Annotated in this window: 21 protein-coding genes; 16 read left to right on the forward strand and 5 right to left on the reverse strand. The window is 65.3% G+C overall.

The window, feature by feature from the left end; all coding sequences use genetic code 11:
- Positions 1-48 precede the first annotated feature (48 nt).
- Positions 49-960, reverse strand: a complete 912-nt coding sequence (locus tag AC1D09_RS00240; protein WP_477662938.1) for an SMP-30/gluconolactonase/LRE family protein — start codon at positions 958-960, stop codon at positions 49-51.
- A gap of 176 nt (positions 961-1,136) precedes the next feature.
- Here AC1D09_RS00240 and AC1D09_RS00245 point away from each other — a divergent pair, with 176 nt between their 5' ends.
- Positions 1,137-1,922 (forward strand): SDR family NAD(P)-dependent oxidoreductase, encoded by a 786-nt coding sequence (locus AC1D09_RS00245; protein WP_477662878.1) that lies wholly within the window; start codon positions 1,137-1,139, stop codon positions 1,920-1,922.
- Positions 1,923-1,925: 3 nt separating this feature from the next.
- Here AC1D09_RS00245 and AC1D09_RS00250 read toward each other — a convergent pair whose 3' ends face one another.
- Positions 1,926-2,891 (reverse strand): LysR substrate-binding domain-containing protein, encoded by a 966-nt coding sequence (locus AC1D09_RS00250; protein ID WP_477662877.1) that lies wholly within the window; start codon positions 2,889-2,891, stop codon positions 1,926-1,928.
- A gap of 107 nt (positions 2,892-2,998) precedes the next feature.
- Here AC1D09_RS00250 and AC1D09_RS00255 point away from each other — a divergent pair, with 107 nt between their 5' ends.
- From AC1D09_RS00255 to AC1D09_RS00310, 12 genes are all read left to right on the forward strand, one after another.
- On the forward strand, positions 2,999-4,450 hold the full coding sequence (locus AC1D09_RS00255; protein ID WP_477662876.1) for an aldehyde dehydrogenase family protein: 1,452 nt from the start codon (positions 2,999-3,001) through the stop codon (positions 4,448-4,450).
- Positions 4,451-4,504: 54 nt separating this feature from the next.
- Entirely contained in the window at positions 4,505-5,470 is a 966-nt protein-coding gene (locus tag AC1D09_RS00260; protein ID WP_074580101.1) for an ABC transporter substrate-binding protein, read from the forward strand.
- Positions 5,471-5,533: 63 nt separating this feature from the next.
- Entirely contained in the window at positions 5,534-6,604 is a 1,071-nt protein-coding gene (gene chvE, locus AC1D09_RS00265; protein ID WP_477662875.1) for a multiple monosaccharide ABC transporter substrate-binding protein, read from the forward strand.
- A gap of 118 nt (positions 6,605-6,722) precedes the next feature.
- Positions 6,723-8,228, forward strand: coding sequence for a multiple monosaccharide ABC transporter ATP-binding protein (mmsA, locus tag AC1D09_RS00270; protein WP_477662937.1), 1,506 nt, complete (start codon positions 6,723-6,725; stop codon positions 8,226-8,228).
- A gap of 1 nt (position 8,229) precedes the next feature.
- Positions 8,230-9,447 carry a multiple monosaccharide ABC transporter permease gene (gene mmsB / locus AC1D09_RS00275; protein ID WP_477662874.1) on the forward strand — a complete coding sequence of 406 codons (1,218 nt, stop codon included), beginning with the start codon at positions 8,230-8,232 and terminating at the stop codon, positions 9,445-9,447.
- A gap of 55 nt (positions 9,448-9,502) precedes the next feature.
- Positions 9,503-11,041, forward strand: a complete 1,539-nt coding sequence (locus tag AC1D09_RS00280; protein ID WP_477662873.1) for a sugar ABC transporter ATP-binding protein — start codon at positions 9,503-9,505, stop codon at positions 11,039-11,041.
- Positions 11,034-12,077, forward strand: coding sequence for an ABC transporter permease (locus AC1D09_RS00285; protein ID WP_477662872.1), 1,044 nt, complete (start codon positions 11,034-11,036; stop codon positions 12,075-12,077). Before AC1D09_RS00280 ends, AC1D09_RS00285 begins: the two co-directional genes overlap by 8 nt.
- Positions 12,074-13,108, forward strand: coding sequence for a galactofuranose ABC transporter, permease protein YjfF (yjfF, locus tag AC1D09_RS00290; protein ID WP_477662871.1), 1,035 nt, complete (start codon positions 12,074-12,076; stop codon positions 13,106-13,108). Before AC1D09_RS00285 ends, yjfF begins: the two co-directional genes overlap by 4 nt.
- Positions 13,109-13,127: 19 nt before the next feature.
- Complete coding sequence (locus tag AC1D09_RS00295; protein ID WP_477700890.1) at positions 13,128-14,864, forward strand: IlvD/Edd family dehydratase; 1,737 nt, start codon at positions 13,128-13,130, stop codon at positions 14,862-14,864.
- A gap of 52 nt (positions 14,865-14,916) precedes the next feature.
- On the forward strand, positions 14,917-15,846 hold the full coding sequence (locus tag AC1D09_RS00300; protein WP_477662869.1) for a dihydrodipicolinate synthase family protein: 930 nt from the start codon (positions 14,917-14,919) through the stop codon (positions 15,844-15,846).
- A gap of 149 nt (positions 15,847-15,995) precedes the next feature.
- Positions 15,996-16,703, forward strand: a complete 708-nt coding sequence (locus AC1D09_RS00305) for a haloacid dehalogenase type II (RefSeq protein ID WP_477662868.1) — start codon at positions 15,996-15,998, stop codon at positions 16,701-16,703.
- A 49-nt stretch (positions 16,704-16,752) separates the two neighbouring features.
- Positions 16,753-18,993: a malate synthase G gene (locus tag AC1D09_RS00310; protein ID WP_477700891.1), complete on the forward strand. Its 2,241-nt coding sequence runs from the start codon at positions 16,753-16,755 to the stop codon at positions 18,991-18,993.
- Here the strand turns inward: AC1D09_RS00310 and AC1D09_RS00315 are convergent.
- The gene (locus AC1D09_RS00315) at positions 18,990-19,541 is read right to left on the reverse strand and encodes a hypothetical protein (RefSeq protein ID WP_477662866.1); all 552 of its coding nucleotides are present in this window, start codon (positions 19,539-19,541) and stop codon (positions 18,990-18,992) included. The two genes, AC1D09_RS00310 and AC1D09_RS00315, sit on opposite strands and share 4 nt — an antisense overlap.
- A gap of 324 nt (positions 19,542-19,865) precedes the next feature.
- Here AC1D09_RS00315 and AC1D09_RS00320 point away from each other — a divergent pair, with 324 nt between their 5' ends.
- From AC1D09_RS00320 to AC1D09_RS00330, 3 genes are all read left to right on the forward strand, one after another.
- Positions 19,866-22,427 (forward strand): DUF1631 family protein, encoded by a 2,562-nt coding sequence (locus tag AC1D09_RS00320; RefSeq protein WP_477662865.1) that lies wholly within the window; start codon positions 19,866-19,868, stop codon positions 22,425-22,427.
- A 115-nt stretch (positions 22,428-22,542) separates the two neighbouring features.
- Positions 22,543-22,980, forward strand: a complete 438-nt coding sequence (locus tag AC1D09_RS00325) for an OsmC family protein (protein WP_477662864.1) — start codon at positions 22,543-22,545, stop codon at positions 22,978-22,980.
- 26 nt (positions 22,981-23,006) lie between these two features.
- Positions 23,007-23,285, forward strand: a complete 279-nt coding sequence (locus AC1D09_RS00330) for a hypothetical protein (protein ID WP_477662863.1) — start codon at positions 23,007-23,009, stop codon at positions 23,283-23,285.
- 17 nt (positions 23,286-23,302) lie between these two features.
- On the opposite strand, the gene AC1D09_RS00335 is transcribed toward AC1D09_RS00330, so the two are convergent.
- Together AC1D09_RS00335 and AC1D09_RS00340 are read right to left on the reverse strand one after the other, a co-directional pair.
- Positions 23,303-23,638, reverse strand: a complete 336-nt coding sequence (locus AC1D09_RS00335; RefSeq protein ID WP_477662862.1) for a hypothetical protein — start codon at positions 23,636-23,638, stop codon at positions 23,303-23,305.
- 41 nt (positions 23,639-23,679) lie between these two features.
- Positions 23,680-25,017, reverse strand: a complete 1,338-nt coding sequence (locus AC1D09_RS00340) for a zinc-binding metallopeptidase family protein (protein ID WP_477662861.1) — start codon at positions 25,015-25,017, stop codon at positions 23,680-23,682.
- Positions 25,018-25,194 lie beyond the last annotated feature (177 nt).

A 25,194-nucleotide genomic window follows, 5' to 3' on the forward strand; every position in this document is an offset into this window, starting at 1 on the left:
GGCGGATGGATGCGGATGAAGGTGGGTAGATCTGCTTTGTTCGCGGCATCAGCCGCCGAACAGGCCGGCCGGCACGCCCGGGCTGTCCATGGCCACCGCGAACAGGCCGCCGGCCAGCGGCTGCGCGGCGAGTTGCTCCGGCGTGAGCCCGGTGCGGGCCGTGCTGATAAACAGTGTGCGCAGGTCCGGCCCGCCGAAGGCGCAGTTGGTCACATGGCTGGTGGGCAGCGGCACACGGCATAGCTCCTGGGCGGTAACCGGGTCGTGGCAGCTGACGCAAGCCCCTCCCCAGTGGGCGATCCACAGGCGGCCTGCCGCGTCGGTGGTCATGCCGTCGGGCACACCATCGCCGGCCGCAAAGGCAAGCCAAAGCCGCTTGTTCGACAAGGTCCCTGCCGCGCTGTCGAAGTCGTAGGCATGGATGCGGCCCTTGACCGTGTCGTTGAAATACAGGCAGCGCCCGTCGGCCGACCAGGTCGGGCCGTTGGTCACCGCAAAACCCTGGTCATGGCAGGTGCAGCGGCCGTCGGGGTCGTAGCGGTACAGCCCGCCGGTGGGGACCACGCAATCAAAGTCCATGGTGCCCGCCCAGAAGCTGCCCTGCGCATCACACTTGCCGTCATTAAAGCGATTGCCCGGCAAGGCAAGCTCCGGCTGGTGCAGGTAGTGCGGTTCGCCGCCCGTAGCCGGGTCAAACAGCGCAAAGCCGCGCCGCAGGGTGACGATCAGGCCGGGCGCATGGGCCCGTTCGGCCAGCGCGGAAATTTCCTCATCAAAAGACCAGCTTTTGCGCTCGCCGGAGGCCGGGTCAAGGCGGTGCAGGCGGCGCCCCAGAATGTCCACCCAGTACAGGGCCTGTTCGCGCGGCGACCACAAAGTACCTTCACCCAGCAGGGCCCCCGCCGGGTCCACGCAATGCGCTGTGCCGGGCGCCGGTGTGGCCGGCTGCGGCCTGTGCATGTCCGCGAGGGTATCCTGAATCGATGCCACTGATGTCTCCCTGTTGCGGGCCTGTGCATGGCGCCTTGGCTCTTGACGCGATGCATGATATCAATGCATAGTGATGTTGAAAATCTATTGTTTTTAAATCAATCTATATATAAATTGCAATGTCAAATATTTCGAGCCCTGCCTCCATGCGTTCCGCTCCCGCGAGCGACACCCTCTCCCTCTTTCCCAGCCTGAAAAACCGGTCGGTGTTTGTCACCGGCGGCGGCAGCGGCATAGGCGCCGCCATCGTGGCGGCATTTGCCCAGCAGGGCGCGCGTGTTGCCTTTATTGATGTCGCGAAGGACGCCAGCGAGGCGCTGGCCCAGCAATTGGCGGATGCCGGGCATGCCCGCCCCTGGTGGCGCGTTTGCGATGTGCGGGATGTGGCCGCGCTGCAAGCGGCGATTGCCGAGGCGGCGCAGGCGCTGGGCGATTTTTCGGTGCTGGTCAACAACGTGGCCAGCGATGACCGCCACAGCCTGGAATCCGTGACGCCCGCCTACTACGACGAGCGCATCGCGATCAACGAGCGGCCCGCCTTTTTTGCGATCCAGTCAGTGGTGCCTGGCATGCAGCGGCTGGGCGCCGGCTCCATCATCAACCTGGGCTCCACCGGCTGGCAGGGCAAGGGCGCCGGCTATCCCTGCTATGCCATCGCCAAGTCTTCGGTGAACGGCCTGACGCGCGGCCTGGCGAAAACACTGGGCCGCGACCGCATCCGCGTCAACACCGTGTCGCCGGGCTGGGTCATGACCGAGCGGCAGATCAAGCTCTGGCTGGATGCCGAAGGCGAAAAGGAACTCGAGCGCAACCAGTGCCTGCCCGACAAGCTGCTGCCCCACGACATCGCGCGCATGGTGCTGTTCCTGGCCTCCGACGACGCCGCCATGTGCACCGCGCAGGAGTTCAAGGTGGATGCCGGCTGGGTTTGAGCTTCAGGCCAGGTCCACTTCCAGCCTGCGCCCATAGAGCGTCAGGCTCGCCGCCTTCAGCGCCTTCATCATGACCTTGGCGGCGGGTGAAGGCAGCCGGTCGGTGCGGGTGATGATGCCGAAGGCGTCCATATGGCAGGGCATGTCCAGCGGCAGCATCGCGACGAGGCCGTGCGCCGCGTAATACCGCGCCACATCGGCCGCGACCACGGCCACCATGTCGCTTTGCTGCAGCATGCGCGTGATGAAAAGCAGCGCCGAAGACTCGACCACGTTGATCGGCGGCGCGAGCCCGTCCTCCTGGAACATCAGCTCGAAGCGGTGCCTCAGCACGCTGCCCGCGGGCGGCACGATCCAGGCGGCCGCCACCACGTCGCGCAGGGTCAGGCCCGACACCCCCAGCAAGGGATGGCCCGGCCTGGCCATGGCGCACACCGGCTCCTCGACCAGGGGCTCATAACGCAAATGGGTTTTGTCGTGCTCGGCAAAAAGGCGCGCCACCAGGATGTCGAGCTTGCCCTGCTCCAGCCGCTCCAGCAGCACCGGGCTGGTTTCGATGTCCAGCGAGATGCGCAGGCTGGGGTGCTCCTGCTTGACCACGGCCACCGCGGAGGGCAGCAAGGCCAGGCCCGGCGAGGTGATCGCGCCGACGGCGACGTGGCCGAAGTGCCCGGTCTTGAGCGCGGTGAGTTCGTCATGCGCCTGGTTCAGGCTGGCCAGCGCCATGCGCGCATGCCGGATCATGGTTTCGCCATACCAGGTCGGCCGCATGCCGCGGGGCAGGCGCTCGAACAGCGGCACCTCCAGGACGTCTTCCAGGTCCTTGAGCAGCTTGGAGGCCGCCGGCTGGGTCATGCTGAGCACCTGCGCCGCGCGGTGGATATTGCCTTCCTCGGCCAGCGCGACCAGCAACAGCAATTGCCGGGTTTTGAGCCTTGCGCGTATGAACCAGTGGTTGTAGGTGGTCATCGGGTTTTCCAGAATGCGTAGAACGATATCAATTTTGTCAAAAAAACGATTAGATTGATATCAAAATCGATTCTAGACTGCGTCGTTATGAAAAAACATCTCTTCTCATGAGATTCGGCGAACTGCAGCACACCGCCCGGCATTACATCAATGGGCGCTGGGAAACCGGCACCACCACGGGCATCAGCAGCAACCCCTCGGACACCCGCGAAGTGGTGAGCGAGTATGCGCGTGCCGACCGCAACCAGACCGAAGTGGCGATCCGCGCGGCCTCCGAGGCTTTGCCGCACTGGAGCCACAGCACCCCGCAGCGCCGCGCCGATGTGCTCGACCAGATAGGCAGCGAGATCCTGGCACGCAAGGACGAACTGGGCATGCTGCTGGCGCGGGAAGAAGGCAAAACCTTGCCCGAAGGCGTGGGCGAAGCGGCGCGGGCCGGCCAGATCTTCAAGTTTTTCGCGGGCGAGGCGCTGCGCGTCCAGGGGGAGACCCTGGCATCGGTGCGGCCCGGCATCCAGGTAGACGTGACGCGTGAACCCGTCGGCGTGGTGGGCATCATCGCGCCGTGGAATTTTCCGCTGGCGATCCCCGCCTGGAAGATCGCGCCGGCATTGGCTTACGGCAACACGGTGGTCTTCAAGCCGGCCGAGCTGGTCGCCACCTGCGCCTGGGCGCTGGCCGAAATCATCAGCCGCTGCGGGCTGCCCGCGGGCGTGTTCAACCTGGTCATGGGCAGCGGCCGGGAAGTCGGGCAGGCGCTGGTCGACCATCCCCTGGTCAATGCGCTGAGTTTCACGGGCTCGGTGGCGACCGGCGAGCGCATCCTGCAGTCCGCGGCCGCGCGCCGCGCCAAGGTGCAGCTTGAAATGGGCGGCAAAAACCCGCTGGTGGTGCTGGCCGATGCCGATCTTGACCAGGCCGTCGAATGCGCGGTGCAAGGCTCGTATTTTTCGACCGGCCAGCGCTGCACCGCCTCGAGCCGCCTGATTGTGGAGGCGTCCGTGCACGACGCCTTCGTCGCCCGGCTGCGCCACCGCGTCGCCTCGCTCAAGGTGGGCCACGCGCTGGAGCAAGGCATCGAAATAGGTCCCGTGGTCGACCAGGGCCAGCTGGACAACAACCAGTCCTACCTGGAGATAGGGCGCAACGAGGGCGCCGAGCATGTCTGGGGCGGCGAGTTGCTCGAACGTGCCACCCCGGGGCACTACATGAGCCCGGCGCTTTTCCTGGCCAAGCCGGAGCACCGCATCGCGCGCGAAGAAATCTTCGGGCCGGTCGCCTGTGTGCTGCAGGCCGATGATTTTGAACACGCGCTGGCCCTGGCCAACGACACGCCCTTCGGCCTGTGCGCGGGCATCTGCACCACATCCCTGAAGCACGCCACGCATTTCAAGCGCAACGCCGAGGTCGGCATGACCATGGTCAACCTGCCGACCGCGGGCGTTGACTTTCACGTGCCTTTCGGCGGGCGCAAGGGTTCGAGTTACGGCCCGCGCGAGCAGGGCCGCTACGCCGCGGAGTTTTACACGACGGTCAAGACCGGCTACGTGCTGGCCTGAACCACTTCGGATCACGGGAGACTTGTCAGTTTAATTTCAACCAAAGGAGACAACATGAAGATCCAACGCCGTACCCTCGCCGCAGCGCTCGCCTGCGCCCCCCTTGCCGGTTTGCTGCCGGCTTCCGCATGGGCGCAAAAAGCCATCGTGCTGGGTTTCAGCCAGGTGGGCGCGGAAAGCGAGTGGCGCACCGCCAACACCGAATCCATCAAATCGGCCGCCAAGGACGCCGGCATCGAGCTCAAGTTTTCGGATGCCCAGCAAAAACAGGAAAACCAGATCAAGGCCATCCGCTCCTTCATCGCGCAAAAGGTGGACGTGATCGCCTTCTCGCCGGTTGTCGAGTCGGGCTGGGAAACCGTGCTGCGTGAAGCCAAGGCGGCGAAGATCCCGGTCGTGCTGACCGACCGCTCCGTCAACGTGAAGGACACCTCGCTGTATGTCTCCTTCATGGGCTCCGACTTTGTGGAAGAAGGCCGCAAGGCGGGCCGCTGGCTGGTGGAAAAAATGAAGGGAAGCAGCGGGCAGGTCAACATCGTCGAGCTGCAGGGCACCGTCGGTTCCGCGCCGGCCATAGACCGCAAAAAAGGTTTTGAGGAAATCATCAAGGCCGACCCGAAGTTCAAGATCATCCGTTCGCAGACAGGCGATTTCACCCGGGCCAAGGGCAAGGAAGTGATGGAAGCCTTCCTCAAGGCCGAGGGCAAGAAGATCAATGTGCTGTACGCGCACAACGACGACATGGCGATAGGCGCGATCCAGGCGATCGAAGAGGCCGGCATGAAGCCGGCGAAGGACATCACCATCATCTCCATCGACGCCGTGAAGGGCGCCTTCGAGGCCATGATGGCCGGCAAGCTCAACGTCTCCGTGGAATGCAGCCCCTTGCTGGGCCCCCAGTTGATGGCCGCGGTGAAAGACATCAAGGCCGGCAAGCCGGTCCAGAAACGAATCGTTACTGAAGAAGGGATTTTTCCGATGGAAGTGGCAGCCGCGGAATTTCCCAAGCGTAAGTACTGATGGGGCGCCTGCAAGGGCGCGCGGATACTCAAGAATCACTGACAACACACAAGGAGACAATTCATGAAGCGTATTTTTCTGAAGACTTTGCTGGCCAGCCTGGCCCTGGCCGCCGTCGGTATCGCACCGCTGGCCCATGCGCAGGACAAGGGCAGCATCGGCATCTCGATGCCGACCAAGTCCTCTGCCCGCTGGATCGCCGACGGCGACAACATGGTCAAGGTGCTCAAGGAGCGCGGCTACAAGACCGACCTGCAGTACGCCGAGGACGACATCCCGAACCAGCTGGCCCAGATCGAGAACATGATCACCAAGGGCGTGAAGGTGCTGGTGATCGCCTCCATCGACGGCACCACCTTGTCCAAGGCCCTGCAAAACGCGGCCGACAAAGGCATCAAGGTCATTGCCTACGACCGCCTGATCAAGGGCTCGAAGAACGTGGACTACTACGCCACCTTCGACAACTTCCAGGTCGGCGTGCTGCAGGCCACCACCATCGTCGACAAGCTGGGCCTCAAGCAGGGCAAAGGTCCCTTCAACATTGAGCTTTTCGGTGGTTCGCCCGACGACAATAACGCTTTCTTCTTCTACGACGGCGCCATGAGCGTGCTAAAGCCCTACATCGACAGCGGCAAGCTGGTGGTGCGCAGCAAGCAGATGGGTATGAACAAGGTGGGCACCCTGCGCTGGGACGGCGCGGTGGCGCAGGCGCGCATGGACAACCTGCTGTCGGCCTACTACGGCAAGGAAAAAGTCCACGCGGTGTTGTCGCCGTATGACGGCCTGTCCATCGGCATCCTGTCCTCCCTGAAGGGCGTGGGTTACTGCACCGCGCAGCAGCCCTGCCCGGTGGTCAGCGGCCAGGACGCAGAAATCGCTTCCGTCAAGTCCATCCTGAAAGGCGAGCAGTACTCGACCATCTTCAAGGACACGCGTGAACTCGCCAAGGTCACGGCCAACATGGTGGACGCCATGCTGTCCGGCAAACAGCCGGAGATCAACGACACCAAGACTTACAACAACGGCGTGAAAGTGGTGCCCTCCTATCTGCTCAAACCCGTGGCCGTCGATGCGTCGAACTGGAACCAGGTGCTGATTGGCAGCGGTTACTACAAAGAATCCCAGATCAAGTAAGCATTCGCTGAAAACAAAACGGAACAAACGGCCCCACGCCGCAAGGCGCGGGGCCGTCAACGCCAAGAGGTGGCAATCACCTTGCATCAAAGGACAGGCATTGGAAACGATTCTGGAGATGCGCGACATCCGCAAGACCTTCCCCGGTGTTGTCGCGCTGAACAAGGTCAACCTGCGCGTGCGCGCCGGTGAGATCCATGCCATCGTCGGCGAGAACGGCGCCGGAAAATCGACCTTGATGAAGGTCCTCTCCGGTGTCTACCCGCATGGCTCTTACAGCGGCGACATCGTCTACGAAGGGCAGGAGCGCCGCTTCCTCGGCATCCACGACAGCGAGCAACTGGGCGTCATCATCATCCACCAGGAACTGGCCCTGGTTCCGCTGCTGTCCATCGCCGAGAACATCTTCCTGGGCAACGAGACCGCGCAGCACGGCGTGATCGACTGGATGGCCGCGCACAGCAAGACGCAGGCCCTGCTGAAAAAAGTCGGCCTCAAGGAATCACCCGCCACGCTGATCACGGACATCGGCGTGGGCAAGCAACAGCTGGTGGAAATCGCCAAGGCCCTGTCCAGGCAGGTCAAGCTGCTCATCCTCGACGAGCCCACGGCCAGCCTCAACGAAAACGACAGCCAGGCGCTGCTCGACCTGTTGCTCGAACTCAAGGGCCATGGCATCACCTGCATCCTTATTTCGCACAAGCTCAATGAGATCTCCCGCGTGGCGGACGCCATCACTATCCTGCGCGACGGCAGCACCGTGGAAACGCTGGACTGCCGCGAAGAGGCCGTCAGCGAGGACCGCGTCATCCGCGGCATGGTGGGCCGCGAGATGGCAGACCGCTACCCGCCGCGCCAGCCGGAAATCGGCGAAACCGTGTTTGAGGTGCGCGACTGGAATGTTTACCACCCGCTGCACACGGACAGGAAATTCATCAAGGACGTGAGCCTGCAGGTGCGGCGCGGTGAAATCGTCGGCATTGCCGGGCTGATGGGCGCGGGGCGCACGGAGCTTGCCATGAGCATCTTCGGCCGATCGTGGGGCCGCCGTATCAGCGGCCAGGTCCTGCTGAACGGCAAGCCCATCGACGTCGGCACGGTGGAAAAAGCCGTTCGCCACGGCCTGGCTTATGTGACCGAGGACCGCAAGGGCAACGGGCTGGTGCTGAACGAAGACATCCAGTTCAATGTGTCGCTGGCCAATCTCAAGGGCGTGTCGACCGCGACCGTGATCGACAGCGGCAGCGAATACCAGGTGGCGCAGCGCTACCGGGAAAAACTGCGCATACGCTGCTCCGGCGTCGGCCAGAAAGTCCTCAACCTCTCGGGCGGGAACCAGCAAAAGGTGGTGCTCGGGAAGTGGCTGTTCACCAGCCCCGAGGTGCTCATCCTCGACGAGCCCACGCGCGGCATCGACGTGGGCGCCAAGTACGAGATTTACACCCTGATGGCCCAGCTTGCGGCCGAGGGGAAATGCATCATCGTCATTTCTTCGGAAATGCCGGAACTGCTGGGTATGACGGATCGCATCTACGTCATGAACGAAGGCCGCTTCATCGCCGAGATGCCGACGGCCGAAGCCTCCCAGGAAAAAATCATGCGCGCGATCGTGAAAGCAAGCTGAAATGAAGAACGAATCCTCCAACGCCACCATGCCGCCGGCCAAAGCCGCGTCCGCGGGCGACAAATCACCGCTGGACTACCTGAAGCACAACTTCCGCGAATACGGCATGCTGGTCACGCTGGTGGCCATCATGGCCTTCTTCCAGTACATGACCGAGGGCACGCTGATGCAGCCCCTCAACCTGACCAACCTGGTGCTGCAAAACAGCTACATCGTCATCATGGCCCTGGGCATGCTGCTGGTCATCGTGGCGGGGCATATCGACCTGTCGGTGGGCTCGGTCTGCGGCTTCATAGGCGCATTGGCCGCCGTGCTGATGGTGCAGTACGACTGGAACTTCGTGCCGGCCTCGCTGCTGTGCCTGGCTTGCGGCGCGCTGATAGGCGCGGTGCAGGGATGGTTCGTCGCCTTCTTCCGGATTCCCTCCTTTATCGTCACGCTGGCGGGCATGCTGGTGTTCAAGGGACTTGCGCTGGCGCTGCTGCAGGGCCAGTCGGTGGGGCCCTTCCCCGAGTCCTTCCAGAAGCTCAGCTCCGGCTTCATGCCGGACCTGCTGAGCAGCGAGGGCCTGCGCATGACGTCACTGCTGCTGGGCGTGGTCCTTGCCGCCGTGCTGGCGGCCGCCGGCTTGCGCGCGCGGGCCCGCCAGATCAAGCACGGCATCCAGGCCGAGCCCGCCATGTTCTTCTTTGTCAAAACCGCGGTGTTCGCCGCGCTGCTGATTTATTTCAGCTACCTGCTGGCTTCCTACCAGGGCTTGCCCAATGTGCTCATCGTGATGGCCGTGCTGATCTTCCTGTTCCACTTCATCACCGGGCACACCACCATAGGGCGGCGTGTCTATGCGCTGGGCGGCAACGAAAAGGCGGCCAAGCTCTCGGGCATCAAGACCGAGCGCCTGTCTTTCTACACCTTCGTCAACATGGGCGTGCTGGCGGCGCTGGCGGGGCTGGTGTTCGCCGCGCGCCTGAATACCGCCACGCCCAAGGCCGGCCTGGGTTTTGAGCTCGACGTGATTGCCGCCTGCTTTATCGGCGGGGCATCGGCCTCGGGCGGCGTCGGCAAAGTCATGGGCGCGGTGATAGGCGCGTTCGTGATGGGCGTGATGAACAACGGCATGTCCATCCTGGGCGTCGGCATCGACTACCAGCAGGTCATCAAGGGCGTGGTGCTGCTGGCCGCCGTGTTTGTCGACGTCTATAACAAAAACAAGGCATGAACCCTGCGGCCGTCCCCAAGGCGAATACCGCGGCGCACGGCGCCGGGCTTGCCCCATGACCCCGGCCGATACCCCCGCCGATATCGCTCCCGTGCTGGAGCTCTCGGGCATCCACAAGCAGTTTGCCGGCATCGATGCGCTGCGCGATGTGCGCCTGCGCCTGTATCCCGGTGAAATCCATGCCCTGATGGGGCAAAACGGCGCGGGCAAGTCCACGCTCATCAAGGTCCTGACCGGCGTGCTGGAAGCCAGCGGCGGCCGGATGGAACTGGCCGGCCAGCCGGTGTGGCCGGCTTCTCCCCTGGCCGCGCAGCGCCTGGGCATCAGCACGGTCTACCAGGAAGTCAATCTCTGCCCCAACTTGTCCGTGGCGGAAAACATTTTCGCGGGCCGCTACCCGCGGCGCGGCTTTGCGCAGGGATACGGCATCGCCTGGGCCGAGCTGAACCGGCGCGCGCGCGAACTCGTCGCGCGCGTCGGCCTGGACATCGACGTCACGCGCCTTCTGTCCAGCTACCCGGTCGCGGTGCAGCAGCTGGTGGCCATCGCGCGCGCCATCAGCATCGAAGCCAAGGTGCTGATCCTGGACGAACCCACTTCCAGCCTTGACGACGACGAAGTGCAAAAACTCTTTGAGGTCTTGCGCCGCCTGCGCGGCGAGGGCCTGGCCATTGTTTTTGTGACCCATTTCCTGAACCAGGTCTATGCGGTGTCCGACCGCATCACGGTGCTGCGCAACGGCGGCTGGGTCGGGGAGTGGCGGGCCGGCGAACTGGGGCCGCAGGCATTGATCGCGGCCATGCTGGGCCGGGAGCTGGCCGCGCAATCCGCAAGCGCCCCGGCAACGTCTGCGTTTGATGACGCGCAGCCGGCGCTATTGCAGGCCGAAGGCCTGGGCCAAAGCGGCCAGTTGCAGCCCGTGGACCTGCGCGTGCGTGCCGGCGAGGTGCTGGGCCTTGCCGGCCTGCTGGGCGCGGGCCGCACGGAGCTGGCGCGCCTGCTGTTCGGGCTGGAGGCGCCGGACCGCGGGGTGCTCAGGATAGACGGCGAGACAGTGGCTTTCTCCAGCCCCGCCGACGCGATCCGCCACGGCCTGGCCCTGTGCCCCGAGGAGCGCAAGACCGACGGCATCGTGGCCGAGCTGTCGCTGCGCGAAAACATCGCGCTGGCGCTGCAAGCCCGCATGGGCATGCGCCGCTTTTTGTCGCGGGCCGAGCAGACCGCGCTGGCCGAACGTTTTGTCCAGGCCATGGGCATCAAGACCGCGAGTGTGGACACGCCCATAGGCTTGCTGTCGGGCGGCAACCAGCAAAAAGCCATGATCGCGCGCTGGCTCGCGACCGAGCCGCGCCTCTTGATCCTGGACGAGCCGACGCGTGGCATCGACGTGGCCGCCAAGCAGGAAATCATGGAGCAGATCCTGCGCCTGGCGCAGGCCGGCATGGCCGTGATCTTCATCTCCTCCGAAATGAGCGAGGTGGTTCGTGTGGCGCACCGCATCGTGGTGCTGCGCGACCGCCGCAAGGTGGGCGAGCTGCCGGCGGGCAGCAGCGAAGACGCCGTCTATGAACTGATTGCGGCCGAGCATGCTTGAAAAAAATCACTCCCCCAGTGTCATGCGGCACCGGCTGGCCTGGCCGCTGCTCACGCTGCTCCTGCTGCTGGTGGTGAACACGGTGTTCAATGCCAGCTTTCTGCACGTCGAGTGGCGCGACGGCCACCTCTACGGCAGCCTGGTGGACATCCTCAACCGCGCAGCGCCGCTGGTGCTGGTGTCGCTGGGCATGACCATGGTGATCGCCACCCGCGGCATCGACATTTCCGTGGGCGCCGTGGTGGCCATCGCCGCCGCGCTGGCCGCCTGGATGATAGGCGGCTCGGTGGCGGCGGGCGTGAGCCGCTTCCCGATGCCGCTGGCGATTCTGGCGGCGCTGGGCATCGCGCTGCTGTGCGGGCTGTGGAACGGGCTGCTGGTCGCCAGGGTGGGCATGCAGCCCATCATCGCGACGCTGATCCTCATGGTGGCGGGCCGCGGCATCGCGCAGCTCATCACCGGCGGGCAGATCATCACCATTTATTACGCGCCGTTTTTCTTCCTGGGCAGCGGCTACCTGCTGGGCCTGCCTTTCTCGCTGTTTATCGTGGTGGCGGTGTTTGTCCTGCTGTACCTGGCGGTGACGCGCACCGCACTCGGGCTGTTCATCCAGGCCGTGGGCATCAACCCGACCGCGGCGCGCGTTGCCGGCGTGCAGGCGCGGCGCCTGATCGTCGCGGCCTACGCTTTCTGCGGCCTGTGCGCGGGCATTGCGGGCCTGCTGATCAGCTCCAACGTCAAAAGCGCCGACGGCAACAATGCGGGCCAGCTGCTCGAGCTTGACGCCATCCTGGCGGTCACGCTGGGCGGCACCGCGCTCACCGGCGGGCGCTTCAGCCTGGTGGGCAGCGTGATAGGCGCGCTGATCATCCAGACCCTGACCTATGCCATTTATTCGCTGGGCGTGCCGCCCGAGATCAACCTGGTGGTCAAGGCCGTGGTGGTGTTTGCCGTGATGCTGCTGCAGTCGCCGGAGTTCCGGGCCGAGGTCGCCATCTGGGTACGGCGGCCGGCCGTGCGGGGGATGCGGCCATGAGCGCGACGCTGAAAGCACCCATCGAAAAAATCGCGCCCCGGCCACAGCTGCCGGCCGCGCCGGCTTCGCGCTTCAATCCCAAGTACCTGCCGCTGGCGGCCACCATTTCGCTGTTTGTCGCCATGGCGAGCCTGGGCTCGGTGCTCTACACCGGCTTTTTTTCGGCGCAGGTCTTCCTCAACCTGCTGGTGGACAACGCCTTCCTGGTCATCGTCGCCGTGGGCATGACCTTTGTGATTCTTTCGGGCGGCATAGACCTGTCCGTCGGTTCCGTGGTGGCGCTGACCACCATGGTGTCGGCCGCGCTGGTGGAGCACCACGGCTGGAGCCCGGCCGCGGTGATCCCCCTGGTGCTGCTCATGGGCACGGCCTTCGGCGCCTTCATGGGTTTTCTGATTGAGCGTTTTCGCCTGCAGCCCTTTATCGTGACGCTGGCCGGGATGTTTCTGGCGCGCGGCCTGTGCTACCTGATCAGCGTCGACTCCATCAGCATCACCAACGAGTTTTATTCGGAGGTCTCGCAGTTGCGCATTCCCCTGTGGGAAGACGCCTCGCTCTCGATCAGCGCCCTGATTGCAGTCGCGGTGCTGCTGGCGGCGGTGTTCATCGCGCACTGCACGCCTTTCGGCCGCACCGTCTATGCCGTCGGCGGCAATGAGCAGTCCGCGCTGCTGATGGGCTTGCCGGTGCGCCGCACGCTGGTGGGGGTTTACACGCTTTCCGGCTTCTGCTCGGCGCTGGCCGGCGTGGTTTTTACTTTCTACATGCTGTCGGGTTACGGCCTGCACGCCACCGGCCTGGAGCTGGACGCCATTGCCGCCGTGGTGATAGGCGGCACCCTGCTCAGCGGCGGCGTGGGTTATGTGGCCGGCACCCTGTTCGGCGTGTTGATGCTGGGCATCATCCAGACCCTGATTTCTTTCGACGGCAGCCTGAGTTCCTGGTGGACGCGCATTGTCGTCGGCGTCCTGCTGTTTGTTTTTTGCCTGCTGCAACGGCTGCTGGTGAAGCGCACACCCACCTCTTCCTGAAACGACCCTACACCACCCCATGACAAGCACCAAGAAAAAATTACGTTCCACCGAATGGTTCGGCTCGGCCGACAAAAACGGCTTTATGTACCGCAGCTGGATGAAGAACCAGGGCATTCCCGACCACGAGTTCGACGGCCGGCCCATCATCGGCATCTGCAACACCTGGTCGGAACTCACGCCCTGCAATGCGCACTTCCGCAAGATCGCCGAGCATGTGAAGCGCGGCATCTCGGAGGCGGGAGGCTTCCCGGTGGAGTTCCCGGTGTTCTCCAACGGCGAGTCCAACCTGCGGCCCACCGCCATGCTCACGCGCAACCTGGCCAGCATGGATGTGGAAGAGGCGATTCGCGGCAACCCGATTGATGCCGTGGTGCTGCTCACCGGTTGCGACAAGACCACGCCCGCATTGCTGATGGGCGCGGCGAGCTGCGACATCCCGGCCATTGTGGTGACCGGCGGGCCCATGCTCAACGGCAAGCTTGAAGGCAAAAACATCGGCTCCGGCACGGCGGTGTGGCAGCTGCACGAGTCGCTGAAGGCGGGCGAAATCCAGCTGCACCAGTTCCTGGCGGCCGAGGGCGGCATGTCGCGTTCCGCCGGCACCTGCAACACCATGGGCACGGCCTCCACCATGGCCTGCATGGCCGAGGCGCTGGGCACTTCCCTGCCGCACAACGCGGCGATTCCCGCGGTCGATGCGCGCCGCTACGTGCTGGCGCAGATGTCGGGCGCGCGCGCCGTCGAGATGGCGCGCGAAGGGCTGACGCTGTCGAAAATCCTCACGCGCGAAGCTTTCGAAAATGCGATCCGCGTCAACGCCGCCATAGGCGGCTCCACCAACGCGGTGATTCACCTCAAGGCCATCGCCGGCCGCATCGGCGTGCAGCTGGACCTGGAAGACTGGACGCGCATAGGCCGCAACACGCCCACCCTGGTCGACCTGCAGCCTTCCGGCCGTTTCCTGATGGAAGAGTTTTACTACGCCGGCGGCCTGCCCGCCGTGCTGCGCCGCCTGGGGGAGAACGGCCTGCTGCCGCACCCCAATGCACTCACCGTCAACGGCCGGGCTCTATGGGACAACGTGCGCGAGGCCCCGCAGTACAACGACGAGGTGATTCGCCCGCTCGACAATCCCTTGATTGCCGACGGCGGCATCTGCATCTTGCGCGGCAACCTGGCGCCGCGCGGCGCGGTGCTCAAACCCTCCGCGGCTTCGCCGGAGCTGCTCAAGCACCGCGGCCGCGCGGTCGTGTTCGAGAACCTGGAGCACTACAAGGAGCGCATCGTCGACGAAAACCTCGACATTGACGCCAGCTGCGTCATGGTCATGAAAAACTGCGGTCCCAAGGGCTACCCCGGCATGGCCGAGGTCGGCAACATGGGCCTGCCGCCCAAGCTGCTGCGCCAGGGCGTCAAGGACATGGTGCGGATCTCCGACGCGCGCATGAGCGGCACCGCCTACGGCACCGTGGTGCTGCACGTGGCGCCCGAAGCCGCGGCCGGCGGGCCGCTGGCCGCCGTGCGCGACGGCGACTGGATAGAACTCGATTGCGACCAGGGCCGCCTGCACCTGGACATCAGCGATGCCGAACTCGCCGAACGCCTTGCGGCGCTGCAGGGCAAGGCCGCCGCGGGCATGCGCGGCGGCTACCAGCGCCTGTACGTCGATCATGTGCTGCAAGCCGACGAGGGCTGCGATTTTGATTTCCTGGTCGGCTGCCGCGGCTCCGAAGTTCCCCGCCATTCCCACTAGGCAGCCGGTCTGCGAACCCGTGAAGCTTCCTCCAACCTGACTCCCTACCTCTATGACCACGCCCCGCCAGCCGCGCTACCGCGGCATCTTCCCCGTCGCTCCCACCACCTTCACCGAAACCGGTGAGCTGGACCTGGAAAGCCAGAAGCGCTGCATCGACTTCATGATCGACGCCGGCTCCGACGGCATCTGCATCCTGGCCAATTTCTCCGAGCAGTTTGTGCTGTCGGACGAAGAGCGCGAAACCCTGACCCGCACCGTCCTTGAACATGTGGCCGGGCGCGTACCGGTGATCGTGACCACCACCCACTTTGGCACCAAGATCTGCGCCGAACGCAGCCGCCGCGCGCAGGACATGGGCGCCGCCATGCTGATGGTCATGCCGCCCTACCACGGCGCCACCTTTCGCGTCAGCGAGCCGCAGATCTACGAGTTTTATGCGCGCCTGTCGGATGCGGTGAACATCCCCATCATGATCCAGGATGCGCCCGCCAGCGGCACCGTGCTGTCGGCCTGCTTCCTCGCGCGCATGGCCCGCGAGATCGAACATGTCGCCTATTTCAAGATCGAGACCGCCGGTGCGGCGTCCAAACTGCGCGAGCTGATCCGCCTGGGCGGCCGCGCGGTGGAGGGTCCTTGGGACGGCGAGGAGGCCATCACGCTGCTGCCCGACCTCGACGCCGGCGCGACCGGCTCCATGACCGGCGGCGGCTACCCCGACGGCATTCGTCCCATCATCGAGGCGCACCGCGCCGGCGACCACGACAAGGCTTACGCCCTGTACCAGCAGTGGCTGCCCCTGATCAATTTCGAAAACCGCCAGGCCGGGCTGCTGGCCGCCAAGGCCTTGATGAAGGAAGGCGGCGTGATCGCCTGCGAGGCGCCGCGCCATCCTTTCCCGGCCATGCATCCGGACACGCGCGCCGGGCTGCTGGCCACCGCCAGGCGGCTGGATCCGCTGGTGCTGCGCTGGGGGCGCTAGGCGCCGGGGCCGCCCCGGGTGCGAGGTCCAGACCTGCGCCGTCGCTACCGGCCAATGGCTTGTTGGCGAAATTACGGCTGTAAATGTCATGGATTAAGCGATTTCACGTTAATTAATCGCGGTCCTTGTATCAAATACAGTAGAGGGCCATGGAAAAGCCCCGTTCCCATCCGCCCGCCGCGCTACGCGCGGTGCTGTTCGACGCCTACGGCACGCTATTCGACGTCTACAGCGTGGGCCTGCTGGCCGAGCAGCTGTTCCCCGGAAAAGGCCAGGCGCTGGGCCTGCTGTGGCGCGACAAACAGATTGAATACACGCGGCTGGTGACCACCAGCAACGGCGGCGCGCACTACCAGCCGTTCTGGGAGCTCACGCGCGCCGGCCTGCGTTATGCCTGCAAGCGCCTGGGGCTGGACCTGGGGCCGGGCCAGGAAGACCAGCTCATGAACCAGTACCGCCACCTGTCGGCCTTTCCGGAAAACCGGGAGGTCCTGCAGGCGCTGAAGGCGCGCGGCGTGGTCACCGGCATCCTGTCCAACGGCGACCCGTCCATGCTGGGCGTGGCCGTGCGCTCCGCCGGGCTCGAGGGCCTGCTGGACCATGTGATCAGCGTGGACGGTATCCGCAAATACAAGACCGCTCCCGAGGCCTATGCGCTGGGGCTTGAGGCCACCGGGCTGGAGGCCAGGCAGATCGCTTTCGTGAGCTGCAACGGCTGGGACGCGCTGGCCGCCACCTGGTACGGCTACCGCACGCTGTGGGTCAACCGCTACCAGCTGCCGTTTGAAGAGCTCGGCACGCAACCCGTGTACACCGGCAGCAGCCTGCGCGACGTGCTGGCGCTGCCTTTCCATTGACACCCGTTTTACGTTTTATTCTTGGTTTATTGAAAAAAGGGACAACACCATGAGCACCAACTCCGCCAGCAACACCGCGCGCACCGCCAGCTACCGCCTGCAGGTCGCGACGGAGCTTTACCGCTTCATCGAGGACCATGTGCTGCCCGGCACCGGCGTGGCCAGCAGCGCGTTCTGGAAAGGCTTTGACGGCATCGTCGCCGACCTGGCCCCGAAAAACATCGCCCTGCTGGCCGAGCGCGACCGCCTGCAAGCAGAACTCGACGCCTGGCACAAGGCCAACCCCGGCCCCATCGCCGACATGGCGGCCTACCGCGGCTTCCTGGAAAAGATCGGCTACCTGGTGCCGCAGCCCAAAAAAATCGGCATCACGACGGCCAAGGTGGACGACGAGCTGGCGCTGCAGGCCGGCCCCCAGCTTGTGGTGCCCATCCTGAACGCGCGCTACGCGCTCAACGCGGCCAACGCGCGCTGGGGCAGCCTTTATGACGCGCTCTACGGCACCGATGTGATCGCCGAAACCGACGGCGCGGAAAAAGGCAAGGGCTACAACCCGGTGCGCGGCGCCAAGGTGATTGAATACGCGCGTTACGTGCTGGACCGTACCGTGCCGCTGAAAAAAGGCTCCCACATCGACTCGACCGGCTACGCGGTCAGGGGCGGCGAGCTGGTCGTCACGCTCAAGGACGGCAAGAAGGGCGAGAAGACCACCACGCTCAAGGACAGCAGCCAGTTCGTGGGCTACCAGGGCAAGGCCTCGGAGCCCACGTCGGTGCTGCTGCAGCACAACGGCCTGCACCTTGACATCCGCATGGACCGCGACACGCCCATAGGCCGCACGGATGCGGCCGGCGTGAGCGACCTGGTTGTCGAAGCGGCGCTGTCGACGATTCTGGACCTGGAGGACTCGGTCGCCGTGGTCGATGCGCAGGACAAGGTGCTGGCCTACCGCAACTGGCTCGGCATTTTGCAGGGCACGCTGACCGAAAGCGTGACCAAGGACGGCAAGACCTTCACCCGCGGCCTGAACCCGGACCGCGAATACACCTCGCCCAAGGGCCAGCCCGTCACCTTGCACGGCCGCTCGCTGATGTTCGTGCGCAACGTCGGCCACCTGATGACCAACCCGGCGGTGCTGTACACCGGGGCGGACGGCGCCACGCGCGAAATCCCCGAGGGCATCCTGGACGCCGTGGTCACGACCACGATCGCCATCCACGACCTCAAGCGCAAGGGCAAGCCCGGCATCAAGAATTCGCGCAAAGGCTCGGTCTACATCGTCAAGCCCAAGATGCACGGCCCGGCCGAGGTCGCGTTTGCCGCCGAACTCTTCAGCCGCGTTGAAAAAATGCTGGGCCTGCCGGGCAGCACCGTCAAGCTCGGCATCATGGACGAGGAGCGCCGCACCAGCGTCAACCTCAAGGCCTGCATCGCCGCCGCTTCCAGCCGGGTGGCCTTCATCAACACCGGCTTCCTGGACCGCACCGGCGACGAGATGCATACCGCCATGCATGCCGGCCCCATGATCCGCAAGGGCGACATGAAGACCAGCGCCTGGATCGCGGCCTATGAGAAAAACAACGTGCTGGTGGGCTTGTCCTGCGGCCTGCGCGGCAAGGCGCAGATCGGCAAGGGCATGTGGGCCATGCCCGACCTCATGAAGGCCATGATGGAGCAGAAGATCGCCCACCCCAAAGCCGGCGCCAACACCGCCTGGGTGCCCAGCCCCACGGGCGCCACGCTGCACGCGCTGCACTACCACCAGGTCAAGGTCGGCAAGGTGCAAAGAGAGCTGGAGAGGGTGGACGCCAACAAGGAGCGCGACGCGCTGCTTAACGGCTTGCTGCAAATCCCCGTGACACGCACGCCGGCCTGGAGCGCCGAAGCCAAACAGCAGGAGCTGGACAACAACGCCCAGGGCATCCTCGGCTACGTGGTGCGCTGGATAGACCAGGGCGTGGGCTGCTCCAAGGTGCCCGACATCCACAACGTGGGCCTGATGGAAGACCGCGCCACGCTGCGCATCTCAAGCCAGCACATGGCCAACTGGCTGCTGCACGGTGTGGTGAGCAAGGCGCAGGTGACGGAAACCTTTGAACGCATGGCCGCCGTCGTCGACAGGCAAAACGCCGGCGACCCGCTGTACCAGCCCATGGCCGGGCACTTTGGCAGCTCGGCGGCCTACAAGGCGGCCTGCGACCTGGTCTTCAAGGGCCTGGAGCAGCCCAGCGGCTACACCGAGCCCTTGCTGCACGCCTGGCGCTTGAAGGTGAAGGCCGGGACAGCTTAAAGCTCGCCCGCATCCACCAGCTGCCGCTGGCGGATGACAACGCGCAGGCTGGGATGGCCCGGCCTGCCCGAGCGGAACAGCATCACCTCGGCGTCCGCACCGGCCCATGATGCGCTGTCGGCCGCGGCGCCCGGCACGGCGCCGAAGGCGGCCAGTTCCGGGCCCAGCTTCGCGCGCAGCGACTGCAGCAAGGCCGCCTGGGCTTTGGCCAGCGCTTCTTCGGCGCCCGGGCCGGAGGCGGGGTTGAGCAGCACCAAGTCCACCTGCGCGAGCTTCTGGTGCGCGAAAAACAAGGTCTGCTCGAAATGGGCGCCCTCGCAGAGCGCGTCGGGCACACGCAGCGAGCCCAGCGCGCCCGAGGGCAAACGCCGCGGGGACCGCACCGGCTGGGCGCCAGGCAGGGCGGCGGTGACCTGTTCGGCGCTCATGCCCAGCAGGGCGGCGTTGTCCAGCACGGTGTGGGACCAGGCGCTGGCACACATCCAGAGCGCGCCGGCCGCCAGCCAGGGAAGCCGGAAACCGGCGAAAACAGGCCTAAATGACGCCAAAACAGGCTCCGTGGAGGTTTGGGGCCGCCGCGGCGCCGAAAGTGTTGCGCCGAACCGACCTTTACAAAGAAGCGCCGATCTTACAAAAAACCCTCCTCCAGCCGTGCGTTCGGGGGATTTAAGCGGCAGCTTGCGCCGAGTTGCCCCAAGAGCGCGGCAGAAATCGTATGTGTACAGGAGAAACCAAATGAAACACTTTGCAAGCATCTCAAAGGAAACACGGTTGGCCTTTACCCTTGACATCTGTCTGGCCCCCGGCACGTATGGTTGCAAGCTGGCTGGCTGAGCGCTCTCACCTTTTATTTCCGGAAATCCTGGCTCCAGATGGCTTCGCAACCTGACGTTCTTCAATCCTGTCTCCAGTCGGCGGCCACAGCGGCGCGGTCTGCTCTGGAAAAGTGCGTGGAAGATGCCGTGGCGGGCCTGCAGGTGGCCGAAACCCAAAGCATGAAGGTGGCCGAACGCGACGAACTGGCCACGGCCTGGCGCGAACTGCTCAAAAACAAGACCGCCTGGAGCGTGCAATACCCCGCCGACCTGCTGGTCCATTTCAAGGCCAATGTGGCCGCCGCGGCCCAGGCGGCGCGAGCCCCCGAAGCTTCAAGCGAGCAACTGGCCGCTTCGGCCGCGGCCTCGTCCAGCGCCTTCGCCGCCCTGAGCCATGCGAGCTTCTCGCTGGTCGACGACCAGGACGTCTCCAAGGCGATTGAATCCTCCCGGCTGCTCCAGCAGGTGTTGCCGGCCGTGGACCACGTTCTGGCCGAACTCAACAAGCTGATCAGCACGGTGCAGGGCCTGCCCAATGTGAGGCCCGAACTCAACCCGCTGCGCCCCGAAGTCTTTGCGCAAACCCTGCGCGAAATGGCGGTGGCGAGCAAGGCCGAGCCGGCGGTGGTCTCGCTGTGGCTCAAGTACATGGCCGACCCGCTGGGCCGTGAGCTCAAGCGGCTGTATGAGCGGCTGGTCAACCAGCTCGAACTCGCCAACGTCCAGGGCGCCAGCTACCGCGTGCTGCCCACGCCGGCCAGCGTCGGACGCGGGCGCGGCCGCGGCGGAAACGGTTCCAGCCCGACGGGCCCCGGCGGCGCTGTCGAAGGTGACGCAAACGGCGGCGGTGGAGGTGGCGGCGAAGGCGGATTTGGCGAGGGCGGTGGCCAGCCGGTGCCGCAATACGCCGACCTGTCCAACTACGAGATCCGGGACGAGCTGTTCCAGGACTTTTTGTTCAACGGCGGCAGCAATGCCCACCACGGCCTGGCGCCCTCTTATTACGAGACCGTCGAGGAGGAGCTCGCCGCCCTCCACGCCACGCCAGACTCCGGTTCCGCGCCGCTGGCCGAGTCACGCCCCGGCTACATGTCTGACTATGAGGGCATGCCGGCCGTGGATCGGCCGCAGCGCCTGGTCGACGAGCGCAGCCAGCTCAGCCCCCAGGTCTGGGGCTCGTATGCCAAACCCCGGGAGCGCGCCATCGTGCGCACCCAGCTCAAGAAGGAAGCCCGCCAGGTCGGCCAGGTGCTGGGCCTGGAGGTGGTGCGCAAGCTGGTCAACCAGGTGGCGCAGGACCCGCGCCTCCTGGTGCCGGTGCGCGAGGCCATCGTGGCGCTGGAGCCTTCGCTGCTGCGGCTGGCCATGGTGGACCCGCGCTTTTTCAGCGATGAAGGCCATGCCGGGCGCCGCGTCATGGAGCGGGTGGCGCAGCGCAGCTTCAAGTACAACGATGAATTCAGCCCCGAGTTCCTAGCCTTCTTCGAACCGGTCACCCGCGCCTTCAACGAACTCAACAGCCTCACGATTGAGGACGCCCAGCCCTTCGGCATGGCGCTGGCCAAACTGGAGTACGGCTGGGACGAACAGGACCAGCTCGAGGCGGAAAACCGCAACAACGTGCTGCAGGCACTGCGTTTTGCCGAAGAGCGCCAGACGCAGGCCGACCAGATCGCCTTTGAGCTCAGCACGCGCTCCGACCTGGACAAGGTGCCCGGCCTGGTGCTCGATTTCCTGTTCGGCCCCTGGGCGCTGGCCATGGCCCACGCCAAGCTCGTCGACACGCGCAACCAGATAGACCCCATGGGCTTCGGCTCGGTGGTGCCCGACCTGCTCTGGAGCGTCAAGCGGGAAGTCACCCTCAAGCGGCCGGCCAAGCTGATCGAGATGATCCCCAGCCTGCTGGCCAAGCTGCACGAAGGGTTGGAACTGCTGGGACAGGATCCGCGCGAGAGCGAGCCCTTTTTTGAGGGCCTGATGAAGCTGCACCGGCCGGTGCTCAAGCTGCGCCGCCTCAAAAGCCAGCGCGACGCCGAAGAGTCGGGCGCCATGCCGCTGGAGCCCGAGGAGCTGCCGGCCACGCCCGAGCAGCGCCTGGCCAAAGCGGCCGCCCACCCCTGGCTGGCGCGCGACGAACTCGATGCCGCCGGCTTTGAAGACACGCTGCCGACGGCGCCGGGCGAGCTCATGCCGCTGGAGGAAGAACACGCAACATCCTCGGGCATGGAGACCGCGGACTCTGTGGGGGAAGAGGTCGACTCCTCCCATGCCGAGCTGCTCGCCGAGCAGGAGGCTTCGCCCAACGCCGCGCCGGCCCTGGCCCAGGGCGAAGCCGAGCGCCTGCTGATGAGCTTGCGGGCCGGCCACTGGGTCGATTTGTACTCGCGCCGCCGCTGGCTGCGCGCCCAGCTGATCTGGGCCAGCACCAAGGGCACGCTGTTCATGTTCGTGAGCCATGGTGGGCAGCCGCACTCCATGACCAAACGCAGCTGTGAACGCCTGATCCGGGAACGCCTGCTCAGGCCGGTGGACAGCCAGGGCGTGGTGGCACAGGCACTGGACGCGGTCGCCTCGGAAGTCGTTTCTCCGGCCACCCAGGCCGAGCCGGAAACCGCGTAACACCCCCTAGCCCTTGTAGGCAGCGCGCGGCGCGCCGCACGCGGCGCTGTCCGACATCCGCGCTCGCCGCCGGCGCGCACATTGGTGAATTCGCTTTCACCTTCAAGGGGCTTCCATGATTGAAAAAAATGCTTCCGTTCACTGGGAAGGCGCCGGCAAAAAAGGCCAGGGCCGCATCAGCACCGACACCGGCGCGCTCAAGAGTTATCCCTATGGCTTCGGCAGCCGGTTCGAAGATGACCGCAGCGGCACCAACCCGGAAGAGTTGCTGGGTGCTGCGCATGCGGCCTGTTTCACCATGGCGTTTTCCTTTGCCTGCGACAAGGCCGGTTTTACCACCGCCTCGGCCGACACCCGTGCCAAGGTCCGCTTGGTACCTCAGGGCGACGGTTTTCTGATCGATCGCATCGCGCTGACGCTGGAGGCCAGCATCCCCGGCATCGACGAGGCCAAGTTCCAGGAAATCGCCGAGGGGGCCAAGAAAGCCTGCCCGCTGTCAAAAGCCCTGGCCAGCGTGCCCGAAATCACCCTTGCGGCCACCCTGCTCAAATAAGTGACCTTGCACTGGAGCACATTCCCATGAGCCCCAAGACCAATTTTTCATTTGAAGTGCAGTACGAGGAAGGTACGAACGCCGGCAAGGACGAGCGCGACGGCGTGATGGCCTCGTTGGGCCCGTCGCTTCAAAAGCTGTTCGCCGCGGGCGACCCCGCGGCCACCGTGACGGTGAGCGACAGCCACAAAGGCGGCGGCAACAAGCTCGTGGAGCTGACCACCACGCTGCAGGATGGCGAGATCGCCGGCATCCTGCTGGCGTTCTCCGGCCAGCACGGCGTCCGCGTGAGCGCGCTGGAATAAGCGCCGGCAGGCCGGCTTCAGGCCTGCCAGACCCCGTAGCCCGCCTCGCGCAGGGCGATGCCCAGCTCGACCTCCATGTCGCGCGCCGCATCGTAGGGCATGGGGTTGTACATCTCGTAGAGCCGGGGCAGCAGGCGCAGGCCGAAATCGCGCGCGAAGCGGTTGGACTGTATGCCGGCCTTGTGCTTGTCAAAGCGCACATCCGGGTCCAGCCCGGTCATGCCCACATAGACAAAAGGTTTGCCCAGCTGGTAGTCCGGGTTGGCGCGGCGAAAGCGCGGCAGGTCCCAGACCTCGGGCGCGAGCTCGATCACATAGACGCTGTAGTGATGGCTTTTGGGGCGGCGCGGCATGGCGCCACCACTGTAGCGCACGTGCCGCGCCCGGCCCGCGTTTACCCCGCCGGCTGCGCTTGCGGCGCCTCTTGTGTCTGCGCCTGTCCCGCCTGGCTTGCCTCCGGCTCGCGCCAGCTGCCCGAGACCACCAGCAGGTGGATGAATTGCAGCTTGCCCACCGCGTCCAGGGGCAGCACAAAAGGATAAAAGTCGGGCTGGCCCATGCTGCGCGACATCTCGTTGAGCATGGTGGTCAGCCGGGTCCAGTGGTTGATGAAGGCCAGGAACTGCGCCGCATCGGGATGCTCCGGCTGGTACAGCGCGTCCAGCGTGAAGGGTGTGAATTCGAGGTCGAAGCGGTCCACGCTCAGGCCGAAGCTCAGCGCGGTGTCTATGGCGTCACGCATGTGCATGTAGTGCGCCCAACATTCGGCCCAGTCTTCCCAGGGGTGGGTGCTGGCATAGGCGCTCACGAAATGCTGCGGCCAGTCGGAGGGCGGGCCTTCGTCGTAGTTGCGCTGCAGGGCGGCCGCGTAGTCCTGCGTTTCGTCGCCGAAGAGTTCGTGAAAGCCCTCCAGCCACGGCGTGCCGGCCACCAGCCGGTCCCAGTAATAGTGGCCTACCTCGTGGCGCAAGTGGCCCAGCAGGGTGCGGTAGGGCTCGCGCATGGCCTTGCGCACCGCCTCGCGCTTGGCGTCGTCGGCCTCGTCGATGTTGAGCGTGATCAGGCCGGTGTTGTGCCCGGTCATGATGTGCGGCCCGTTGACGGGCGAGCGCAGGAAATCGAACATCAGGCCGCGCTCCGGGTCTTCGCTCATGCGCGAGGCCACCGGCAGTCCCAGCAGGATCAGCGAGGACACCAGCCGCCGCTTGGCCAGCTCTATGCGCCCCCAGAGGTAGCCGTTGTCGGGCTGTTCCGGGTTCGTCAGGTCGGGAATCGTGCGGTTCAGCCGGCAGGCCCGGCACATGTCCGCGGGGTCGTGCCAGGCCACAAGCCAGTTGCAGGAGGCGGGGGTGGAGAGGTTGAGGCAGCGTTTGTAGGTCGGGATACCGTCGTCATCGCCGGCCTCGCCATCCGGTTCGGCGGACAGCGCTGGCGCGGCGTCGGGTGCGGACTCCTGGCCGGGAATCTCATCCAGCGAGGGGGGCTGCGTGTCGTCGGGCGGCGGCGTGGCCGGTGCGGCGCCCGCCTGCCACTCGCGCCAGCTGCCTTTGTGCGGTCCCGGCATCAGGGGCAGCAGCAGGCCGCGCTCGCAGTCATAGCCCAGCGGCGTGTTGCAGGCCAGGCATTTGCTGTTGCGAAAGAATACCGGCTGCCCGCACTGGCAGCGGTAGTTGCGGCCCGCCAGCAGGGGAAGAGGGGGGTCGGTGGAAGGGGCGGAGGTGGTGAGAAACAAGTAGCTTGCCCGGATAGGTTATGGGCCTGCACAGCTGGAAAGCGCAAGCACTCGACGGGAAATCTAAGGCGAAGGTACAGGATATCGCCGGCAAGGCGTTTCGGGGCCCGGCGGCAACGCCTGTCATGCTGTCAGTGCAGGCCGACAAAACAACGCGGGCCGCTTGCTTTTATCATC

The organism is Polaromonas sp. P1_A2, from assembly GCF_056406895.1.